Below are 16595 nucleotides of genomic sequence, written 5' to 3'. Positions count from 1 at the left end.
AGATTGGATGTCAAACTAGTAAAAATCCAAAAATTTTCAACCACCGGGGTCGCAGGCATCAGCGAGTTTGTAAAAATGACACAACTTGAGAAGTCCTTATAACTCTTACGTAATTAAGTAAGTATTTAAAGTACAAGTGGTGAAACATAAGGCTTTGGAGATGGTGTAAGGATGGCTGAGTTAGCCATAGTAGTGATGAAATCCAGTAACGTGGATGGAGCTGAAGGTTAGCAGAAAAGTCAGAATGTAAGAGGGAAATAATGACTGTACATGTCATGTTTAAGATGATTTAACTAACAAGAAGAAATAAGTTAGATTAAGAGCTATTATGAGCTTTATACGCTTTATAAAATCTGCCATGTAGTTTATTCTCGTTTGAATTGATACATGAATTTAACTGTAGATGTATTAATATTCTTTGTCAATATGACAATAATATCTTGATGTTAATTGCGAAAATATAACGAAATTTATGTCTAATATTTGGCTAGTTGAAGTGCTAATTTTTAATCCAACAACTTGAATTTATAGTTGATAAGCTCAGAGTAACCTTCAGTTGATAACGTCGCTTAAAAATATTTTTTATTTTTACAAAAGTATTTGCTATTAAATAAAAATCATACTTAGACTATAAGTTTAAGCTAATTTTAAAAATTAATAAGTTATTATTTAATTACTTCAATTTTAAATTAATTAAGGGTGATAAATATGCCAGTAAAAGTATTTAAATTTACACAATCAGCATTAAATGAAAAAAGAGAGAAGAGGCTTAAATTAAAGAATGAACTAACATTCGGACAGGTGCATGTAAAATATACTGAATATAGTAGTCTTTATCATAAAAGTTGGAAGAGAACCGCTGAAAGAGTAAAGATATATGCAGCATTTTTATACAATAAAAAGATATCAGAGATTACCAAAGAAGATATTCAGAAAATTTTTGATGAAATAACAGCAAGGAAACACTATGTAACAGCAAACAGTATTCTAAAACTGTTAAGCCCTATATTTAATAAGGCTATAGAGTGGGGATTAATAGAAAAGAATCCTGTATGTGGAATAAAAAGGCACAAAGAGGAATCAAGATCTAGATATGTAACAAGTGAAGAAATGGAAAGAGTCATGAAAGTGCTGGCAGAGAAAGAAAATAGTCAATTAACAGAAGAGCAAAAACAATCAAAGATATCAGAAAAACTGTTTTTATTTACAGCTTTATTCACAGCAGCTCGTAGTGGCAATATATTAGCAATGAGATGGGACGAGATAAGCCTTAGCGAAAAAATATGGTGTATACCAAAAACTAAGACTAAAAATGGTAAAACTCTATATATAGGGTTAGCAGATAAATTAATAGAAGTATTGCAAACCAGAAAACTATGCTCAAAAAGTGAATGGGTATTTCCAAGTTCAGCAGACAATAGTAAACACATATCAAGTTCAACAATGCAGCGAGCATGGGCTAAGATTCGAAAAAAAGCCGGAATACAGAATGTAACAATACATGATCTTAGAAGAACGTTTGCAACTTGGATGAAAAATAATGGTGAAACACTAGATACAATATCTCAAATACTAGGACATAGTGATACTAACATAACTAAAATTTATATTGTACATAGTTTAGCTAAGGCAAAAATCGCTACAAATAAAGTTGTCGAAAATATGCTGAGTATATTCGGTCCCAATATTTGTTTAAACGAGATACTATCTGGAATAGTGCCATAATTAAGTTGTGGAGAAGAAAAATTGACAACAACTTAGCTAAGTAGTTACTCTACATTAGATTTTGTAAATTTTTGAAAATCACAGTAGTAGAATGAGAAATCTCATGCTACAATTGCGGCTAAAGGTGATTATGCAAAATCAAAAATTATGTTGGGCATTATCGAGGCCGTTGAAGTATATGGGTTTGAGCATTGACGAATGGGGAGTAGTGCTAGCTGGAGTAGCTCCAGGAATTGTACTACTAAACAGCAGGCATGCTAAATTAGGCCTAGCATTTATGGTTGGAGGAATTGCTCTATGTTATTGCTTTAAGAAATTTAAGAAGGTACCGGAGAATTTTTTGCTAAAAAGTTTTTTAGTAGCTAAAGGTTTATTGCCAGCTCCATTAGGATATTCAAGACTTCTGGGCAAAAAAGTTGGCAAATAATGAATCATCTCTTTAAGCAAAATGCTATACAAGAGCTGGTTAAATATAATAAATGCTTACTTTCAGTAACTATATTGCTAGCTGCAGCTAATATAATTGCGATAATGGCTGCAATTACCAAAGAAGAAAAGTGGTTATTAATTCCAGCAATGGAGCCTGATCGTAAAATGATGGTTTCATCAAAAAATTACCATGAAACCTATTTAAAGGAATGGGCAATTTATGTGATGAAATTTTTATTTACTACTTCTCCAAATGAGGTAGAAAGACAAACAGCAGACATGAAAGTGGCATTCAGTAATACTGAATCTTTAAAAATTTTTTTCAGAATCATTTGCAATTTGTTAAAGGCTCAAATGTATCTTCAGTCTTTTTTCCGAAGAATGTTGAAGTGATAAATGAATGGAGTATTAATTAGTGGAACGCTTCGTTATTGGTTTAGCGATAGTAAACATATAGCTGTCGATAAGACTTACCTTTTGACTTACAAGCGAACTCCTAATTACCTTTTGTTATTGACTGGTGTTAAAGAGAATGGAATAAAAAAATGAGTATTAGAGTTTTGAGATTTATGATAGGGCTTATTGCTTTAGTCAACGTTAATAATATATATGCGGTAGAATATGAGTTAGAAGATGATGAGCTGCTTAAGCTTGAGATTTCTGATAGTGGGCCAACAAGAATTAATCTTAAAGATGAAAAAATTAATGATATTCTTATGTACCCTCAAAACACAGTTGAAGGTATAGTTCATGAGTCTGGATGTTTGTTTATTGCTCCACGAGCAGAAGAAAACAAAGTTTATTTAATGGTAATAGGAAAATATAAAACAATTCAAGATTTAATGTCAACTTTTACTCCAAAAACTCCAAACCCTGTAATGCTTGTTAATGCTGCTACAAAAATAGAGGAAAAGGATAATTCAAAACAATAACAATTTGTTCAGTAATGACCTTAATACAAAAGAATTAACAGCAAAACTTTCTAAAAAACAAAGTAGAAATACTAAGAAAAAATAAAACTGGCTTAAAGTGCTAGTTTTTACTTCAAAGACTTGCCCGCTCTGAATCAAGCTTATTAAAACCACTTCAAAGTAAAATTTCATTGATCATGGAATTCACTAGCACTAGGAGAATAATGCAAAATTTACTAATAAGCAATAACAATGTTCATATATCAAAAATCTCGACTAAATATGCTAAAACCTACATTTGGAATACAGTGGAATAATGTAGTTGTAGGACTGTTAATTATAATTACTGCTTGTGTTTTTTCTTTTGAGCCAGGATTAGCTGATACTCTTGAAGGGCAGCTTAATAAAATAGACGGACTTTTTAGTGGAAAACTAAAAACAATAGGTATATCAAGCGCAACTATTTTATCATCGATTTGGGCTGTAGCACGAGGGAATATAAAGCTTGCAGGAGTAATGGTAGCAATTGGTGTTATTTTAGGCTTTTACCTAGTGAATTGCCAGTGGTATGAAAATTAATTGATAAGGTAGAAACATTAACATTCAAAAAGCGGAGGAATAGTGGAACAGGACAATTCAGACAATAATAATACAAAAGAAGAAGATTTAGAGCTAAATGATAAACCAAAGGCTGAATCTGTTAGGCCTAATAGCAAGTTATCAGAATTAACAAATATCATTCGTAGAAAGCCAGTAATTGCCTTAACTTTTATAAGCATCACAATAATGGTTGTTTCATATTTTTTATCTGAAAGTGGTAAAACGAAAGAATCTATAATTTTTATTGAAAATCGTGAGTCAAGAGAAGCGATTTCTGGAATAGAACAAGCTGTAGATTTGAGAGCAAAATGGACAGAAGAAATACTTAATGAAGTCAAAACATTAAAAGATAGATTTGAAAGTGTAATAGAAAGCAGATATTTAGAAACTACAGCCCAAATTAATAATTTTAACCAAAAACTTGAGATATTGGAGAATCAGCCTAAGCAACTTCTATATAATAATGATAGTGATGAGTTCAGTGCTGATCTTAATCATCATATTTCAAATTCACCACATGATAACAAAACAGAGCAAGCTCCTGTAGTAGTAAAGCCTTATGTAAATCTTAGGAGAGCTGAATCTGAGCAAAAAAAAAATGTTGAGAACTATGTTACTAGCGGTAGTTCTGCTAGAGCTGTCCTGCTTATTGAAGTCGTTGTAGGCACAGGAACAAACAGCTCTTCATCACCAGAACCAATTGTTCTGCAGCTATTAGATACAGCTATTCTTTATGATGAATATAAAACTGATCAAATCAAAAAGGCGATTTTAATTGGATCATGTAATGGAGAGATTTCCTCAGAGAGAGCTAAATGTCGCATCGAAACTCTTTCAGTAGTCAATAACCAAGGAGATATTATCGAGAAAAAGGTGGAAGGCTGGTTGATAGGTGAAGATGGACGTTCTGGAATTAAAGGAATCGTGGTAGATAAATCGTCTAAAGTAGTAAGAATGGCTGCATTAAATGGAGTATTTAGCAATATTGCTAAGTTTCTGCAAGCTAAGGCTATTAAACCTGATATGACAACAGCTTCAACGTTAAATATAATGACTCCAGGTTAGTGGCAATCAGAGTTAAGTGTTGGAGATGCGTTTCAGTTTGGAGCTTACTCTGGAGCTAGCAATGCTTTTGATAAGCTGGCTGATTTTGCTATAAAGCGAGCTGATTCCATGAGCCAAGTCATTGTTGTTGCCTCAGGTAGAGTCATCGATGTTGTATTTAAAAAAGGTTTTGACTTACTTGAGCACAAGAAGAAGCCGCATAATTTAACTTATTCACAATCAACTAACAATGAAAAAGTTAATTTGCATAATAAATTCGATCAATCACAAAAGTTAGAGGAGTATTTATAATGAAGTTTTTATTATTGCTATTGTGCTGTATGAGCCTAACCAGTTTCTTTTACAGGAGTACTTTTGATTGTAAAATTCCTAAAGGGCTAAAATGTAAGTCTTTATACGAAATAAAGAATATGGTTGCTCAAGGCGCTTTTGATATTGATAATCTTGAGAAAGTTGAAACATCCAAAACTAAATCAAAAAGACGTTGTATTCTATGCTACAGGCAAGCTAAAGCAGTTCAAGGCGTAGATGTTGTTAACAAGTCGCAGAAAAAACCAAAAAAATATCTTATTAATTTATTTAAATCAAAACAGAGTCAAGGTGAACGCAAGCATACATAAGGATTTTGATCGAGAAAGATTTTCTAAACACTTTGTCTATGAATCATATGATGATGAGACTCAGCTATTCTTTAATCGTGGTTCAATAGGTTTTGTATTGCTTGCATGGCCATTGGCTGAAGCTAGTGTTTCTGCTCAAAATGAAATTGCTGAATTTCTGAAAAGCGATGAAAATTTACCTGGTGAAAGTAGCCTTCAAGTCTTGATGCTTGATAGTAATAATATAGAGAATTTTTTAAGCAACTGGCAGTCATATCGTAAAGGAGAGATATTTATTGAGTTAGCTAATAAAAGAACAGAATTTTTACGTGATCAAGCTCAAAAAATAGGTTCTATAAAGGATGTAGTATTGTTAATTTCAGTTACTATACCTAATTTAAATGCAAATATCGATGATATGATTCGCAGACGAGATGCTTTAAAAGATACGTTTAGGTCCATTGGATTAAGTACTGAAAATGTGAATGCACAGCAATTATTAAAGTTTTTGAGAGTAATATTTGGCTGGCCTGAAGAAGAACATTCAAATATTAACCAGTATGAAATATTGTCTGAACAAATTCTAAGTGGAGATTTTTCGTTATTTGAGAATGATGATTGTGTAAATGTAAATGATGATCAAATATTTATCAGTCTAGAAGCAAGAAAGAGGCCTGCAGAGTGGAAAATATCTGCTATGGATCTGTTTTTAGGCAATGAAATGCGTCGTGATGAATATATAAAATCAAATTTCCTGATTCATTTTGGTCTGCAAATTTTACCAAATCAAGCAATGGAAAGGACTGCTGCCATAACTAAAAGAGAGGCACTAGAAAGAAATATTAATGCAGGAATGGGCAAATTTTTTCCTGACATACAGCAAGAAGCTGCTGATTTAGCCGGTGTAGTGGCTGCTCTACAGAGCGGTGATAGAGTTGTTAATATTCACTTCAATGTTATCATGTTTGATAAAACAAAGAAAGCTAAGCAATCTGCATCGGCTTTTTGTTCGATGTTAAGACGCAGTGGATGGTATTTTGTTCCATGCAAATATGATCATGTAGCCGTGTTATTAGCAGCCTTACCAATGCAGTTAGTCGAGCAAGGCCCAAAAGGTATATTGGGTCAAAAAACATCAGGAGTTGGAGTAGCGCTTTCTAGCTTAGGTAGAGGCATAAAAACTGTTTCTGTAGAGAGTAAAGTATTATTACCAATAATCGGTGAATGGAAAGGTGATTTAAGTTCTCCAGGTATGTTGCTAGCTGGAAGACGAGGTCAAATAATGTACTGGTCTCCTTTTGGTGGAGCTTTATTACCTGCATTAAATAAGAATGCAGCAGCTCCAAATGAGAACTTTAACCTTTGTATAGCTGGAGTTCCAGGCTCTGGAAAATCTGTTTTCATGCAAGAATTAATGCTATCTGTTCTAGGAGTTGGTGGTAAAGTTTTTGTTCTTGATTACGGAAGATCGTTTAAGCGTACATGCTTGATTCTAGGTGGTAGATACATAGAATTCGACATGAAAAATCCTGTATCAATTAATCCATTTTCAGAGGTGCCAGAGGATGACAGCGCAAAGTCTATAGAAGCTAGATCGGATTTTTTATCTAACTTTCCATCCATTTTAGCTACTATGGCTGCTCCACAGTATGGAACAAGCGATTTACAACAACCAATGCTACAGAGGGCTTTGATATCAGTCTGGCAAAAAAAGGGAGCTAAAGCTGAAATTACCGATATTGCAGACTGGTTATCAAATAGAGAAGAATCATATGCTAAAGAGCTTGGAAATATGCTCTTTCCTTTTACTAAAGATGGTCAACATGGAAGATTTTTTAGTGGTAAGGCGCAATTATCCTTGAATTCAGACATAGTAGTGATTGAAACAGATCATCTACGCTCTGTACCAGAGCTGTTAGCTGTGATTGTACAGATTATGATTGTTCATATTAATCAAACAATGGTTAAGGGAGATAGAAGTAGACCATTTTTAATTATGATAGATGAAGCTTGGAATCTCTTAGCTGGAAAGCGTTCAGGAGAGTTTATTGAAGAAGCTGGAAGAATAGCTCGAAAATATAATGGATCGATTGCTTTAGCTACTCAGCAACTCACGGATTACTTTCGTCAAGAGGGTTCAGCGTCTGAAAAAGGCATTTGAGAACTCATCGCATAAGATAATTTTGAAGCAAAATTCGGAATCATTTAAGGCTATGCGAGCTAATCCTAAGCTTGCAGGCTTTGTTGATGAGGATTGGAAACTAAATTTACTGCAATCTGTACATTCAAATCCTCCGTATTATAGTGAAATAGCTATTTACAGCCCTATACTATAGCTGGATTTAAGGTAGTTAGTAGTTCAATGCCTGATACTAATGCTTCTGGTAGACTTATATGCCTTTGTCCAAAACCAGGGATTCCAGTGCCTATGCCTGGTATTCCTGTTGGATTTTGGAGCCAGTACGCCTTGTAGATGTTACAAAGTCACCAATGTGTATGGTAAGTCTTGTGGGGTATCATTTGGAAGTGCTACTCAAAAAGGCATGAAAGATGAGGCTGAAGGAAGTGCTTTTTACCACATTCATTGGTATGTCTACTCAATGATTTATTGGTTAGAGATTTTGCTTGACTTTATTTGTCTGGAAATGGCTGCAGTCGATATAGCATATTTAACAGAGTTTGATCCATTATGGAGTGACGATGCTAAATCTGCGATTTTAAATTCGGAAACGCTGTTGTTTCAAAATGTAGCTGCTTATCAAGCATGTATAGCTGATTGCATGAGTTGTAGCGCTGGTTTATTAGCAAGTGATTATGCTTTTTGGTGGGCCGAATGTCAAGGAATGCTTTACCCTTTTACTGGAACAGCTACTGCTCATAATGGTGGAGTTGGAACGTCTGTATTAATGGTAAGTAAGTTTATGGCTAAGATGCATAGGCAGCTGATGTTATGGGGATATTATGGTTATAAAGGCCTATGTGGTAAGTATCCTATGCCTATCATGAAGAAAAGCCAATATCGACTACAAATGACTTATCCAATTCCAGAAACAAAATCTTGCAAGAACATAGGTCAAACAGAAGCTACATGGCAAGCTGGTAGAGAATTTCCAGTTAATGGTGAAGATTTTGGTTACTTGATTTGGCGAAAAAGAGATTGTTGTTTGCTTTGATTTATAAAGCTTGGAGAGGAATATGGTTATACGAGTAATGATGTTGATGGTTTTATTATTTGTTAATAATGCTAATGCTTTTTTTTTGGACAAGCAAAAAACTTTTATTTTTGTCTCATTTTCAATGAGTGATGAGGCTTTAAAAAGCTATTTTGCTGAATCTCAAAAGTCTGGAGCTCGATTAGTTATGCGTGGGTTAATTAATAACTCATTTACACAAACAAAGAATAAAACTATGGAGCTTGATATTAGCTTCGATATAGATCCTAGCTTGTTTGAGAAATATAAGGTTGATGTTGTACCAGTGATAGTAATAGATGATGAAAAAAGAGGATTAACCAAGAAATTAACTGGCCATATTCCTTTAGCAACAGCATTAGAAATTATGAATGAGAATACTCCATGAAGCAACTTATAGTACTAGTTTTGATAATATTGAACATCAATTGTTGTTTAGCTTCAATGCAAAGCAGTTATAATGAAGCTAGCAACTATAATGTAAATCTTGGAAATTCTTCAAATACACAAGAATTATTTCATCAAGGTAGTAATGTCAATTATCCTAATAATGATGAGGATTTAACCTATCATGGCCGTAATCAGCTTGGTACAGAAAGTGGGGCAATGTTATTTCAAGCTGAAAACAGTAAAAACAATGCCTTAACTCAACATAATATCAACGATCAAAATTATATGATAGCTAATTCAATGAGAATTGAATCTGATCCTTTAAGTGCCCTTGATAGCAGTAACTTCGTAACTCAGACAAGTACAACTAATACTGAAATCATTCAAAGTTGTACTGAAGGCAGTAAGTTCAATATTGAACTTATTCGAGAATTAAACGTTGAGTGCAAATTAGAGAATGTATGGCTTCCATGGCAAAGCCGGCAAATGGAATTTGCAACAGAAGAAATAAAGGAGAATCATAGTAATTGGATTAATAGTCGTAGCGATGTCTATGATGATGAATTAGATGCGCAAGTATACTGCCTAGCAGATGATCCCGAAGCAATTGTAAAACAAATGAAATGGGCTATTGCTAATAGGCTTGGTGCATCTATACACCATGTTGGTAGAAATTTGTTATTAGAAGTAAATGAAAAAATATGTATACTTCACTATGACTACAGAGATAAGACTCAAGAACTAAGGAAAGTAGCAGAATATTGGAAAGTTTTAAACCCTGAACTTGAGCAATTAACAGAAAGTAACGAATGCTATGAGGTCAATAGAATCAACTATGATGGTGGTGATAGAGTATTTTTTGACAAGTTTAAAGTCAATCGTCCATATTGGAAACAAAAGATTGTTTTTTCTTGTACTAGCGATCCAAAAGATGGTTGCAAACACCTTAAAATTCAAAATTGCGAATTAAAAAACAGCACTTGCAAAAAATCAGTAGCAAATATTTGTTTACTATGGCAGCACGATTATAGCTGTTCAACTGAGAAGCAAACAATGCTACGCTCATCATTGCGTAATAACTCGATCTTTTGTTTAGGAGGTAATTGCAACACTCCAACTATTATACCAAACAGGGATATAGCTAAAGTAGCTCATCTAGCGATGCTAAATCAGATGAGCAAAGACATTAAAACAAATCCCGTTTCTGTATTTTCAGGTAAACATCGAAAATGCAAAAAAGATGTATTTAGTTTTTTGAATTGCTGCTCTTCAATGACTGGCTGGGGGCGTGATATAGGCTTATCACAATGCAAATCTAAAGAACAAGAATTAGCTCTATATAGAAAAAAAGGTTACTGCTATTACATTGGAACCTACTGTTCTTCAAGAATTCCAATATTAGGTATTTGCTTAGCTAGAAAGTCTACTTATTGCTGCTTTCAGTCAAAACTTGCAAGAATTTTTCAGGAAGAAGCAAGAAAACAGCTAAAAATAGACTTTGGAACACCTGAATGTCCAAATTGTAGAGGCCTTACTGTTAAGGAATTACAAAAAGTTGATTTCACTAAAATCAATATGGACGAACTATTTGGTGATATACTCACTAAGGCTCAAAACAGCATGAACAAAGACATTATTTCAGGCATCAAAGATAAAGTTCATCGTATACAACAAATACAACATTATTGAGGTACTTATTGAACTTGCAGAGTAGTAGATACAATAATTACTAATTGTATTAGTAATTATTGTATTGTATATTACTTTATATTAATTTTTTTTAATGTATAATAATAAAATACATAAAATGTGTATGATTATTGTATATTAAATATGGTGAAAAACTAATGAATAATAATGATTTATTGCTTGAATTCCGTCATGCCTCCGCAGAGGGTAATGTAGAAAGGGTAAAGCAGCTTCTAGCACAATATAATGCTGGTGACATTATCAATGCATTATATGGTATTGGGTTTACTTTACATGAGGCTGTTATAAATGATGATATAAATCTAGTGAGGCTTATGTTAGATAGTGGAGCTGATCCAAATGAGCAAAGAGGTTATGGTGCCACCCCTTTACATGTTGCTATCTGGTATAACCGTGTAGATATAATATATCTTTTATTGGATAAAAATGCTAATATTAATGCACAAAATAGGGATGGTAGGACTCCTCTACATGTCGCTGCTTGCCATGGTATGAATGATATAATAATGCAGATTCTGCCTAATAGTGTAGCTAATATTAATTTACAAGATGATTATGGTAAAACTCTTTTACACTTTGCTGCTCGAAGTGGCAGCAAAGATCTAGTAGAGTTTTTGTGTAATAGGAACTAGCTATAGTATTTAATAACGACTTTGTTGCATACGATGAACTTTATCTTTGATTCCTGCAATAATGTCTTTGTTCATGCTGTTTTGAGCCTTAGTGAGTATATCACCAAATAGTTCGTCCATATTGATTTTAGTGAAATCAACTTTTTGTAATTCCTTAACAGTAAGGCCTCTACAATTTGGACATTCAGGTGTACCAAAGTCTATTTTTAGCTGTTTTCTTGCTTCTTCCTGAAAAATTCTAGCAAGTTTCGACTGAAAGCAGCAGTAAGTAGACTTTCTAGCTAAGCAAATACCTAATATCGGAATTCTTGAAGAACAGTAGGTTCCAATATAGTAGCAGTAACCTTTTTTTCTATATAGAGCTAATTCTTGTTCCTTAGACTTGCATTGCGATAAGCCTATATCACGCCCCCAGCCAGTCATTGAAGAGCAGCAATTCAAAAAACTAAATACATCTTTTTTGCATTTGCGATGTTTACCTGAAAATACAGAAACGGGATTTGTTTTAATGTCCTTGCTCATCTGATTTAGCATTGCTAGATGAGCTACTTTAGCTATATCCCTGTTTGGTATAATAGTCGGAGTGTTGCAATTACCTCCTAAACAAAAGATCGAGTTATTACGCAACGATGAGTGTAGCATTGTTTGCTTCTCAGTTGAACAGCTATAATCGTGCTGCCAGAGTAAACAAATATTTGCTACCGATTTTTGGCAAGTGCTGTTTTTTAATTCACAATTTTGTATTTTAAGGTGTTTGCAACCATCTTTTGGATCGCTAGTACAAGAAAAAACAATCTTTTGTTTCCAATATGGACGATTGACTTTAAACTTGTCAAAAAATACTCTATCACCACCATCATAGTTGATTCTATTGACCTCATAGCATTCGTTACTTTCTGTTAATTGCTCAAGTTCAGGGTTTAAAACTTTCCAATATTCTGCTACTTTCCTTAGTTCTTGAGTCTTATCTCTGTAGTCATAGTGAAGTATACATATTTTTTCATTTACTTCTAATAAAAAATTTCTACCAATATGCTGTGTAGGTACACCGAGCCTATTAACAATAGCCCATTTCATTTGTCTTTCAATTGCTTCGGGATCATCTACTAGGCAGTATATTTGCGCACCTGATTCATCATAGACATCGCTACGACTCTTAAGCCAATTACTATGATTCTCCTTTATTTTTTCTGTTGCAAATTCCATTTGCCGGTTTTGCCATGGAAGCCATACATTCTCTAATCTGCACTCAACATTTAATTCTCGAATAAGTTCAATATTGAACTTACTGCCTTCAGTACAACTTTGAATAATTTCAGTATTAGTTGTACTTGTCTGAGTTACGAAGTTACTGCTATCAAGGGCACTTAAAGGATCAGATTCAATTCTCATTGAATTAGCTATCATATAATTTTGATCGTTGATATTATGTTGAGTTAAGGCATTGTTTTTACTGTTTTCAGCTTGAAATAACATTGCCCCACTTTCTGTACCAAGCTGATTACGGCCATGATAGGTTAAATCCTCATCATTATTAGGATAATTGACATTACTACCTTGATGAAATAATTCTTGTGTATTTGAAGAATTTCCAAGATTTACATTATAGTTGCTAGCTTCATTATAACTGCTTTGCATTGAAGCTATACAACTGCTAATATTGAGCGTTATTAAAGTTAATATAGATAATAATCTCATTGAGTATTCTCATTCATAATTTCTAATGCGGTTGCTAAAGGAATGTGGCCAGTTAATTTCTTGGTTAATCCTCTTTTTTCATCATCTATTACTATCACTGGTACAACATCAACCTTATATTTCTCAAACAAGCTAGGATCTATATCGAAGCTAATACCAAGCTCCATAGTTTTATTCTTTGTTTGTATAAATGAGTTATTAATTAACCCACGCATCACTAATTGAGCTCCAGCCTTTTGAGATTCAGCAAAATAGCTTTTTAAAGCCTCATCACTCATTGAAAATGAGACAAAAATAAAAGTTTTTTGCTGATCCAAAAAAAAAGCATTAGCATTATTAACAAATAATAAAACCATCAACATCATTACTCGTATAACCATATTCCTCTCCAAGCTTTATAAATCAAAGCAAACAGCAATCTCTTTTTCGCCAAATCAAGTAACCAAAATCTTCACCATTAACTGGAAATTCTCTACCAGCTTGCCATGTAGCTTCTGTTTGACCTATGCTCTTGCAGGATTTTGTTTCTGGAATTGAATAAGTCATTTGTAGTCGATACTGACTTTTCTTCATGATAGGCATAGGATACTTGCCACATAGGCCTTTATAACCATAATATCCCCATAACATCAGTTGCCTATGCATTCTAGCCATAAACTTACTTACCATTAATACAGATGTTCCAACTCCACCATTATGAGCAGCAGCAGTTTCAATAAAAGGGTAAAGCATTCCTTGACATTCGGCACACCAAAAAGCATAATCGCTTGCTAATAAACCAGCGCTACAACTCATGCAATCAGCTATACATGCTTGATAAGCAGCTACATTTTGAAACAACAGCGTTTCTGGATTTAAAATCGCAGATTTAGCATCATCGCTCCATAATGGATCAAACTCTGTTAAATATGCTATATCGACTGCAGCCATTTCCAGACAAATAAAATCAAGCAAAATTTCCAGCCAATAAATCATTGAGTAGACATACCAATGAATGTGATAAAAAGCACTTCCTTCAGCCTCATCTTTCATGCCTTTTTGAGTAGGGCTTCCAAATGACAAACCACCAAGACTTACCATACACATTGGTGATTTCGTAACATCTACAAGGCGTACTGGCTCCCAAAATCCTACCGGAATACCAGGTATAGGCACTGGAATCCCTGGTTTTGGACAAAGGCATATAAGTCTACCAGAAGCATTAGTATCAGGCATTGAACTACTAACTACCTTAAATCCAGCTATAGTAATTGGAAACAAGCACTTCCAACATACATCTGTTATGGGATTTACAAATCGTCCAACACATCCAGCAGCTGCATAACAGTTATTAGCTGTTATAGACATTATTATCGCAAACAAAATTACCAGTTCCTTCACTCACTTTGCTTGCATTGATGAGATTTTACGAAGAAGTTTTGGATATCTATTTCCTGGTACTAAATATGCAGTTTTGCCACCTAGATTGACTATCTCCTGTATTTCACCACTTATAAGCGTATAATTGAATATTTTGACTAGATCTTTTTCTAATTGCTGTAATTTCCAACTTTTCATATAAAACCTTCTTTTAAGTTGAATCAAATAGTATATTGAGTTATACTACTTACAACATATGCTTCAAGTGTATGTTACATGCTTTTCATAGGGTGCTTACTTCGCTAATTTTAAGCACGTTATTTTGTTGTTCTATTATGGCTGGCACAGCTTGTATTTTAAACTTCATACTCAAAAAACCCAATTGATCGAAGAATACGTGCCGGCCTAATAGATTGCTAAGTTCAATAGGATTTCCATTAACTAACACTATCTTTCCTGGTCTTGATTTTGCCCAAGCAACCTGATCTTCATCATCTCCATCAATTAATATTAGTGGTTCACCCCAATTTATTATCTCTAAAGGATTTATTTTAGTTCCTCCCTTTACTATTATTATACCATTTTTTGTCTTAATGTCATCCTTTTGAACATAGGTAGAATCATATATTCGCGTTTTATTTTCAGTAGCTTTACTTAAATTTTTTACTGGAACTGGTCTCATGATTTTTTGCCTAACTTTTTCCTGAAATTCCAGCTGCATTTGGTTCAACAATCCACTTTTTGATGCAGCATTAAGTTTAGCCATAATCACTTCTAGTAATGATTCCTCAATGATTGGAAAAACATGCCCTCTAGTACCATAATCCTTAATCTCAATACCTATATCAGCATTTAATAAATTGGCCCTTATATCGCTTACTTGATAAGCAACAGCAAATAAAGCAAAGAATGTGCCTATACAAATTACTACTCCTTGCTTCATGGAATTATTTTCCGCTCTCTTATCACATAATTAATTGCCTCACTGACATTCATCCCTTTAGCTATATGATCTTCTATAGCTTGATAATCTCTAGCATTCGTCGAAGTTAACAGCAGAGTAAATGGATCAATCATTAATCTGCCTATAACACCTGAAACATTAGGGCTGTAAATAGCTATTTCACTATAATGTGAAGGATTTAAATGTACAGATTGCAGCAAATTCAGCTTCCAATCTTCATCAACAAAGCCTGCAAGCTTAGGATTAGCTCTCATTGCCTTAAACGATTCCGAATTTTGCTTCAAAATTATCTTATGCGATGAGTTCTCAAACGCCTTTTCAGACGCAGAACCCTCTTGACGAAAGTAATCCGTGAGTTGCTGAGTTGCTAAAGCAATCGATCCATTATATTTTCGAGCTATTCGACCTGCTTCTTCAATAAACTCTCCTGAACGCTTTCCAGCTAATAGCTTCCAAGCTTCATCTATCATAATTAAAAATGGTCTACTTCTATCTCCCTTAACCATTGTTTGATTAATATGAACAATCATAATCTGTACAATCACAGCTAATAGCTCTGGTACAGAGCGTAGATGATCAGTTTCAATTACCACAATATCAGAGTTTAGAGATAATTGCGCCTTACCGCTAAAAAATCTTCCATGTTGACCATCTTTAGTAAAAGGAAAGAGCATATTTCCAAGCTCTTTAGCATATGATTCTTCTCTATTTGATAACCAGTCTGCAATATCCGTGATTTCAGCTTTAGCTCCCTTTTTTTGCCAGACTGATATCAAAGCCCTCTGTAGCATTGGTTGTTGTAAATCGCTTGTTCCATACTGTGGAGCAGCCATAGTAGCTAAAATGGATGGAAAGTTAGATAAAAAATCCGATCTAGCTTCTATAGACTTTGCGCTGTCATCCTCTGGCACTTCAGAAAAATAGAATCAGCTCGTTTTATAGCAAAATCAGCTAGCTTATCAAAAGCATTGCTAGCTCCAGCGTAAGCTCCAGACTGAAGCGCATCTCCAACACTTAACTCTGATTGCGCCTGACCTGGAGTCATTATATTTAACGTTGGAGCTGTTGTCATATCAGGTTTAATAGCTTTAGCTTGCCGAAACTTAGCCATACTGCTAAATACTCCATTTAATGCAGCCATTTTTACTACTTTAGACGATTTATTCACCACTATTCCTTTAATTCCAAAACGTCCGTCTTCGCCTATCAATCAGCCTTCCACCTTTTTTTTCGATAATATCTCCTTGGTTATTGACTACTGAAAGAGTTTCGATGCGACATTTAGCTCTCTCTGAGGAAATCTCTCCATTACATGATCCAAT

The 16595-nt window shown here is 34.1% G+C and carries 17 protein-coding genes and 4 pseudogenes; 14 read left to right on the top strand and 7 right to left on the bottom strand.

Going from position 1 to position 16595, the window contains the following annotated elements; translation table 11 throughout:
- Window positions 1–708 precede the first annotated feature (708 nt).
- The 14 genes and pseudogenes from DK405_RS12920 (at window position 709) to DK405_RS11175 (ending at window position 11252) form a co-directional block, all read left to right on the top strand.
- Window positions 709–1725, top strand: a complete 1017-nt coding sequence (locus DK405_RS12920; protein WP_162563017.1) for a tyrosine-type recombinase/integrase — start codon at window positions 709–711, stop codon at window positions 1723–1725.
- A gap of 91 nt (window positions 1726–1816) precedes the next feature.
- Window positions 1817–2152 carry a hypothetical protein gene (locus tag DK405_RS11225; RefSeq protein ID WP_045913081.1) on the top strand — a complete coding sequence of 112 codons (336 nt, stop codon included), beginning with the start codon at window positions 1817–1819 and terminating at the stop codon, window positions 2150–2152.
- Window positions 2152–2703, top strand: a pseudogene (locus DK405_RS11220) (TraE/TraK family type IV conjugative transfer system protein). Before DK405_RS11225 ends, DK405_RS11220 begins: the two are co-directional and overlap by 1 nt.
- Window positions 2700–3086 (top strand): hypothetical protein, encoded by a 387-nt coding sequence (locus DK405_RS11215; protein ID WP_064613177.1) that lies wholly within the window; start codon window positions 2700–2702, stop codon window positions 3084–3086. Before DK405_RS11220 ends, DK405_RS11215 begins: the two are co-directional and overlap by 4 nt.
- A 231-nt stretch (window positions 3087–3317) precedes the next feature.
- Window positions 3318–3648 (top strand): annotated as a pseudogene (locus tag DK405_RS11210) (hypothetical protein).
- Between the two features lie 38 nt (window positions 3649–3686).
- Window positions 3687–4730, top strand: a complete 1044-nt coding sequence (locus tag DK405_RS11205) for a TraB/VirB10 family protein (protein WP_231967786.1) — start codon at window positions 3687–3689, stop codon at window positions 4728–4730.
- Window positions 4731–4838: 108 nt separating this feature from the next.
- A complete protein-coding gene (locus DK405_RS14715) occupies window positions 4839–5021 on the top strand; it encodes a conjugal transfer protein TraB (RefSeq protein WP_231967827.1) in 183 nt (60 codons plus the stop codon).
- Entirely contained in the window at window positions 5021–5350 is a 330-nt protein-coding gene (locus DK405_RS11200) for a hypothetical protein (protein ID WP_064612825.1), read from the top strand. The genes DK405_RS14715 and DK405_RS11200 overlap by 1 nt, the downstream gene beginning before the upstream one ends.
- On the top strand, window positions 5262–7490 hold the full coding sequence (locus DK405_RS11195) for a TraC family protein (RefSeq protein ID WP_331828139.1): 2229 nt from the start codon (window positions 5262–5264) through the stop codon (window positions 7488–7490). Before DK405_RS11200 ends, DK405_RS11195 begins: the two co-directional genes overlap by 89 nt.
- A 22-nt stretch (window positions 7491–7512) precedes the next feature.
- Window positions 7513–7665, top strand: a complete 153-nt coding sequence (locus DK405_RS14710) for a hypothetical protein (protein WP_231967822.1) — start codon at window positions 7513–7515, stop codon at window positions 7663–7665.
- Window positions 7647–8502 (top strand): annotated as a pseudogene (locus DK405_RS11190) (TraU family protein); the annotation flags it as partial. The gene DK405_RS14710 and the pseudogene DK405_RS11190, both read left to right, overlap by 19 nt.
- Before the next feature lie 22 nt (window positions 8503–8524).
- The gene (gene trbC, locus DK405_RS11185; RefSeq protein WP_045912829.1) at window positions 8525–8908 is read left to right on the top strand and encodes a type-F conjugative transfer system pilin assembly protein TrbC; all 384 of its coding nucleotides are present in this window, start codon (window positions 8525–8527) and stop codon (window positions 8906–8908) included.
- Window positions 8905–10599, top strand: coding sequence for a conjugal transfer protein TraN (gene traN / locus DK405_RS11180; RefSeq protein WP_064612711.1), 1695 nt, complete (start codon window positions 8905–8907; stop codon window positions 10597–10599). The genes trbC (DK405_RS11185) and traN (DK405_RS11180) overlap by 4 nt, the downstream gene beginning before the upstream one ends.
- A gap of 158 nt (window positions 10600–10757) precedes the next feature.
- Entirely contained in the window at window positions 10758–11252 is a 495-nt protein-coding gene (locus tag DK405_RS11175) for an ankyrin repeat domain-containing protein (protein ID WP_064612712.1), read from the top strand.
- Window positions 11253–11261: 9 nt separating this feature from the next.
- Here DK405_RS11175 and traN (DK405_RS11170) read toward each other — a convergent pair whose 3' ends face one another.
- The 7 genes and pseudogenes from traN (DK405_RS11170) to DK405_RS11145 form a co-directional block, all read right to left on the bottom strand.
- Window positions 11262–12950: a conjugal transfer protein TraN gene (gene traN, locus DK405_RS11170; RefSeq protein WP_064612713.1), complete on the bottom strand. Its 1689-nt coding sequence runs from the start codon at window positions 12948–12950 to the stop codon at window positions 11262–11264.
- Entirely contained in the window at window positions 12947–13330 is a 384-nt protein-coding gene (gene trbC / locus DK405_RS11165; protein ID WP_064612674.1) for a type-F conjugative transfer system pilin assembly protein TrbC, read from the bottom strand. The genes traN (DK405_RS11170) and trbC (DK405_RS11165) overlap by 4 nt, the downstream gene beginning before the upstream one ends.
- A 22-nt stretch (window positions 13331–13352) precedes the next feature.
- A complete protein-coding gene (gene traU, locus DK405_RS11160) occupies window positions 13353–14330 on the bottom strand; it encodes a conjugal transfer pilus assembly protein TraU (RefSeq protein WP_174197600.1) in 978 nt (325 codons plus the stop codon).
- Window positions 14331–14507: a hypothetical protein gene (locus DK405_RS13210; RefSeq protein ID WP_174190484.1), complete on the bottom strand. Its 177-nt coding sequence runs from the start codon at window positions 14505–14507 to the stop codon at window positions 14331–14333.
- 85 nt (window positions 14508–14592) lie between these two features.
- Window positions 14593–15252: a hypothetical protein gene (locus DK405_RS11155; protein WP_064612714.1), complete on the bottom strand. Its 660-nt coding sequence runs from the start codon at window positions 15250–15252 to the stop codon at window positions 14593–14595.
- Window positions 15249–16193: pseudogene (locus tag DK405_RS11150) on the bottom strand (TraG/VirB4 family ATPase); the annotation flags it as partial. The gene DK405_RS11155 and the pseudogene DK405_RS11150, both read right to left, overlap by 4 nt.
- On the bottom strand, window positions 16154–16441 hold the full coding sequence (locus DK405_RS11145) for a TraB/TrbI/VirB10 family type IV secretion system protein (RefSeq protein WP_410522062.1): 288 nt from the start codon (window positions 16439–16441) through the stop codon (window positions 16154–16156). The gene DK405_RS11145 and the pseudogene DK405_RS11150, both read right to left, overlap by 40 nt.
- Between the last annotated feature and the right edge of the window lie 154 nt (window positions 16442–16595).

The organism is Orientia tsutsugamushi (assembly GCF_900327275.1).
Classification (GTDB): domain Bacteria; phylum Pseudomonadota; class Alphaproteobacteria; order Rickettsiales; family Rickettsiaceae; genus Orientia; species Orientia tsutsugamushi.
Note: the sequence above shows the minus strand (reverse complement) of the source record. Positions and strands in the feature narration are given on the sequence as shown.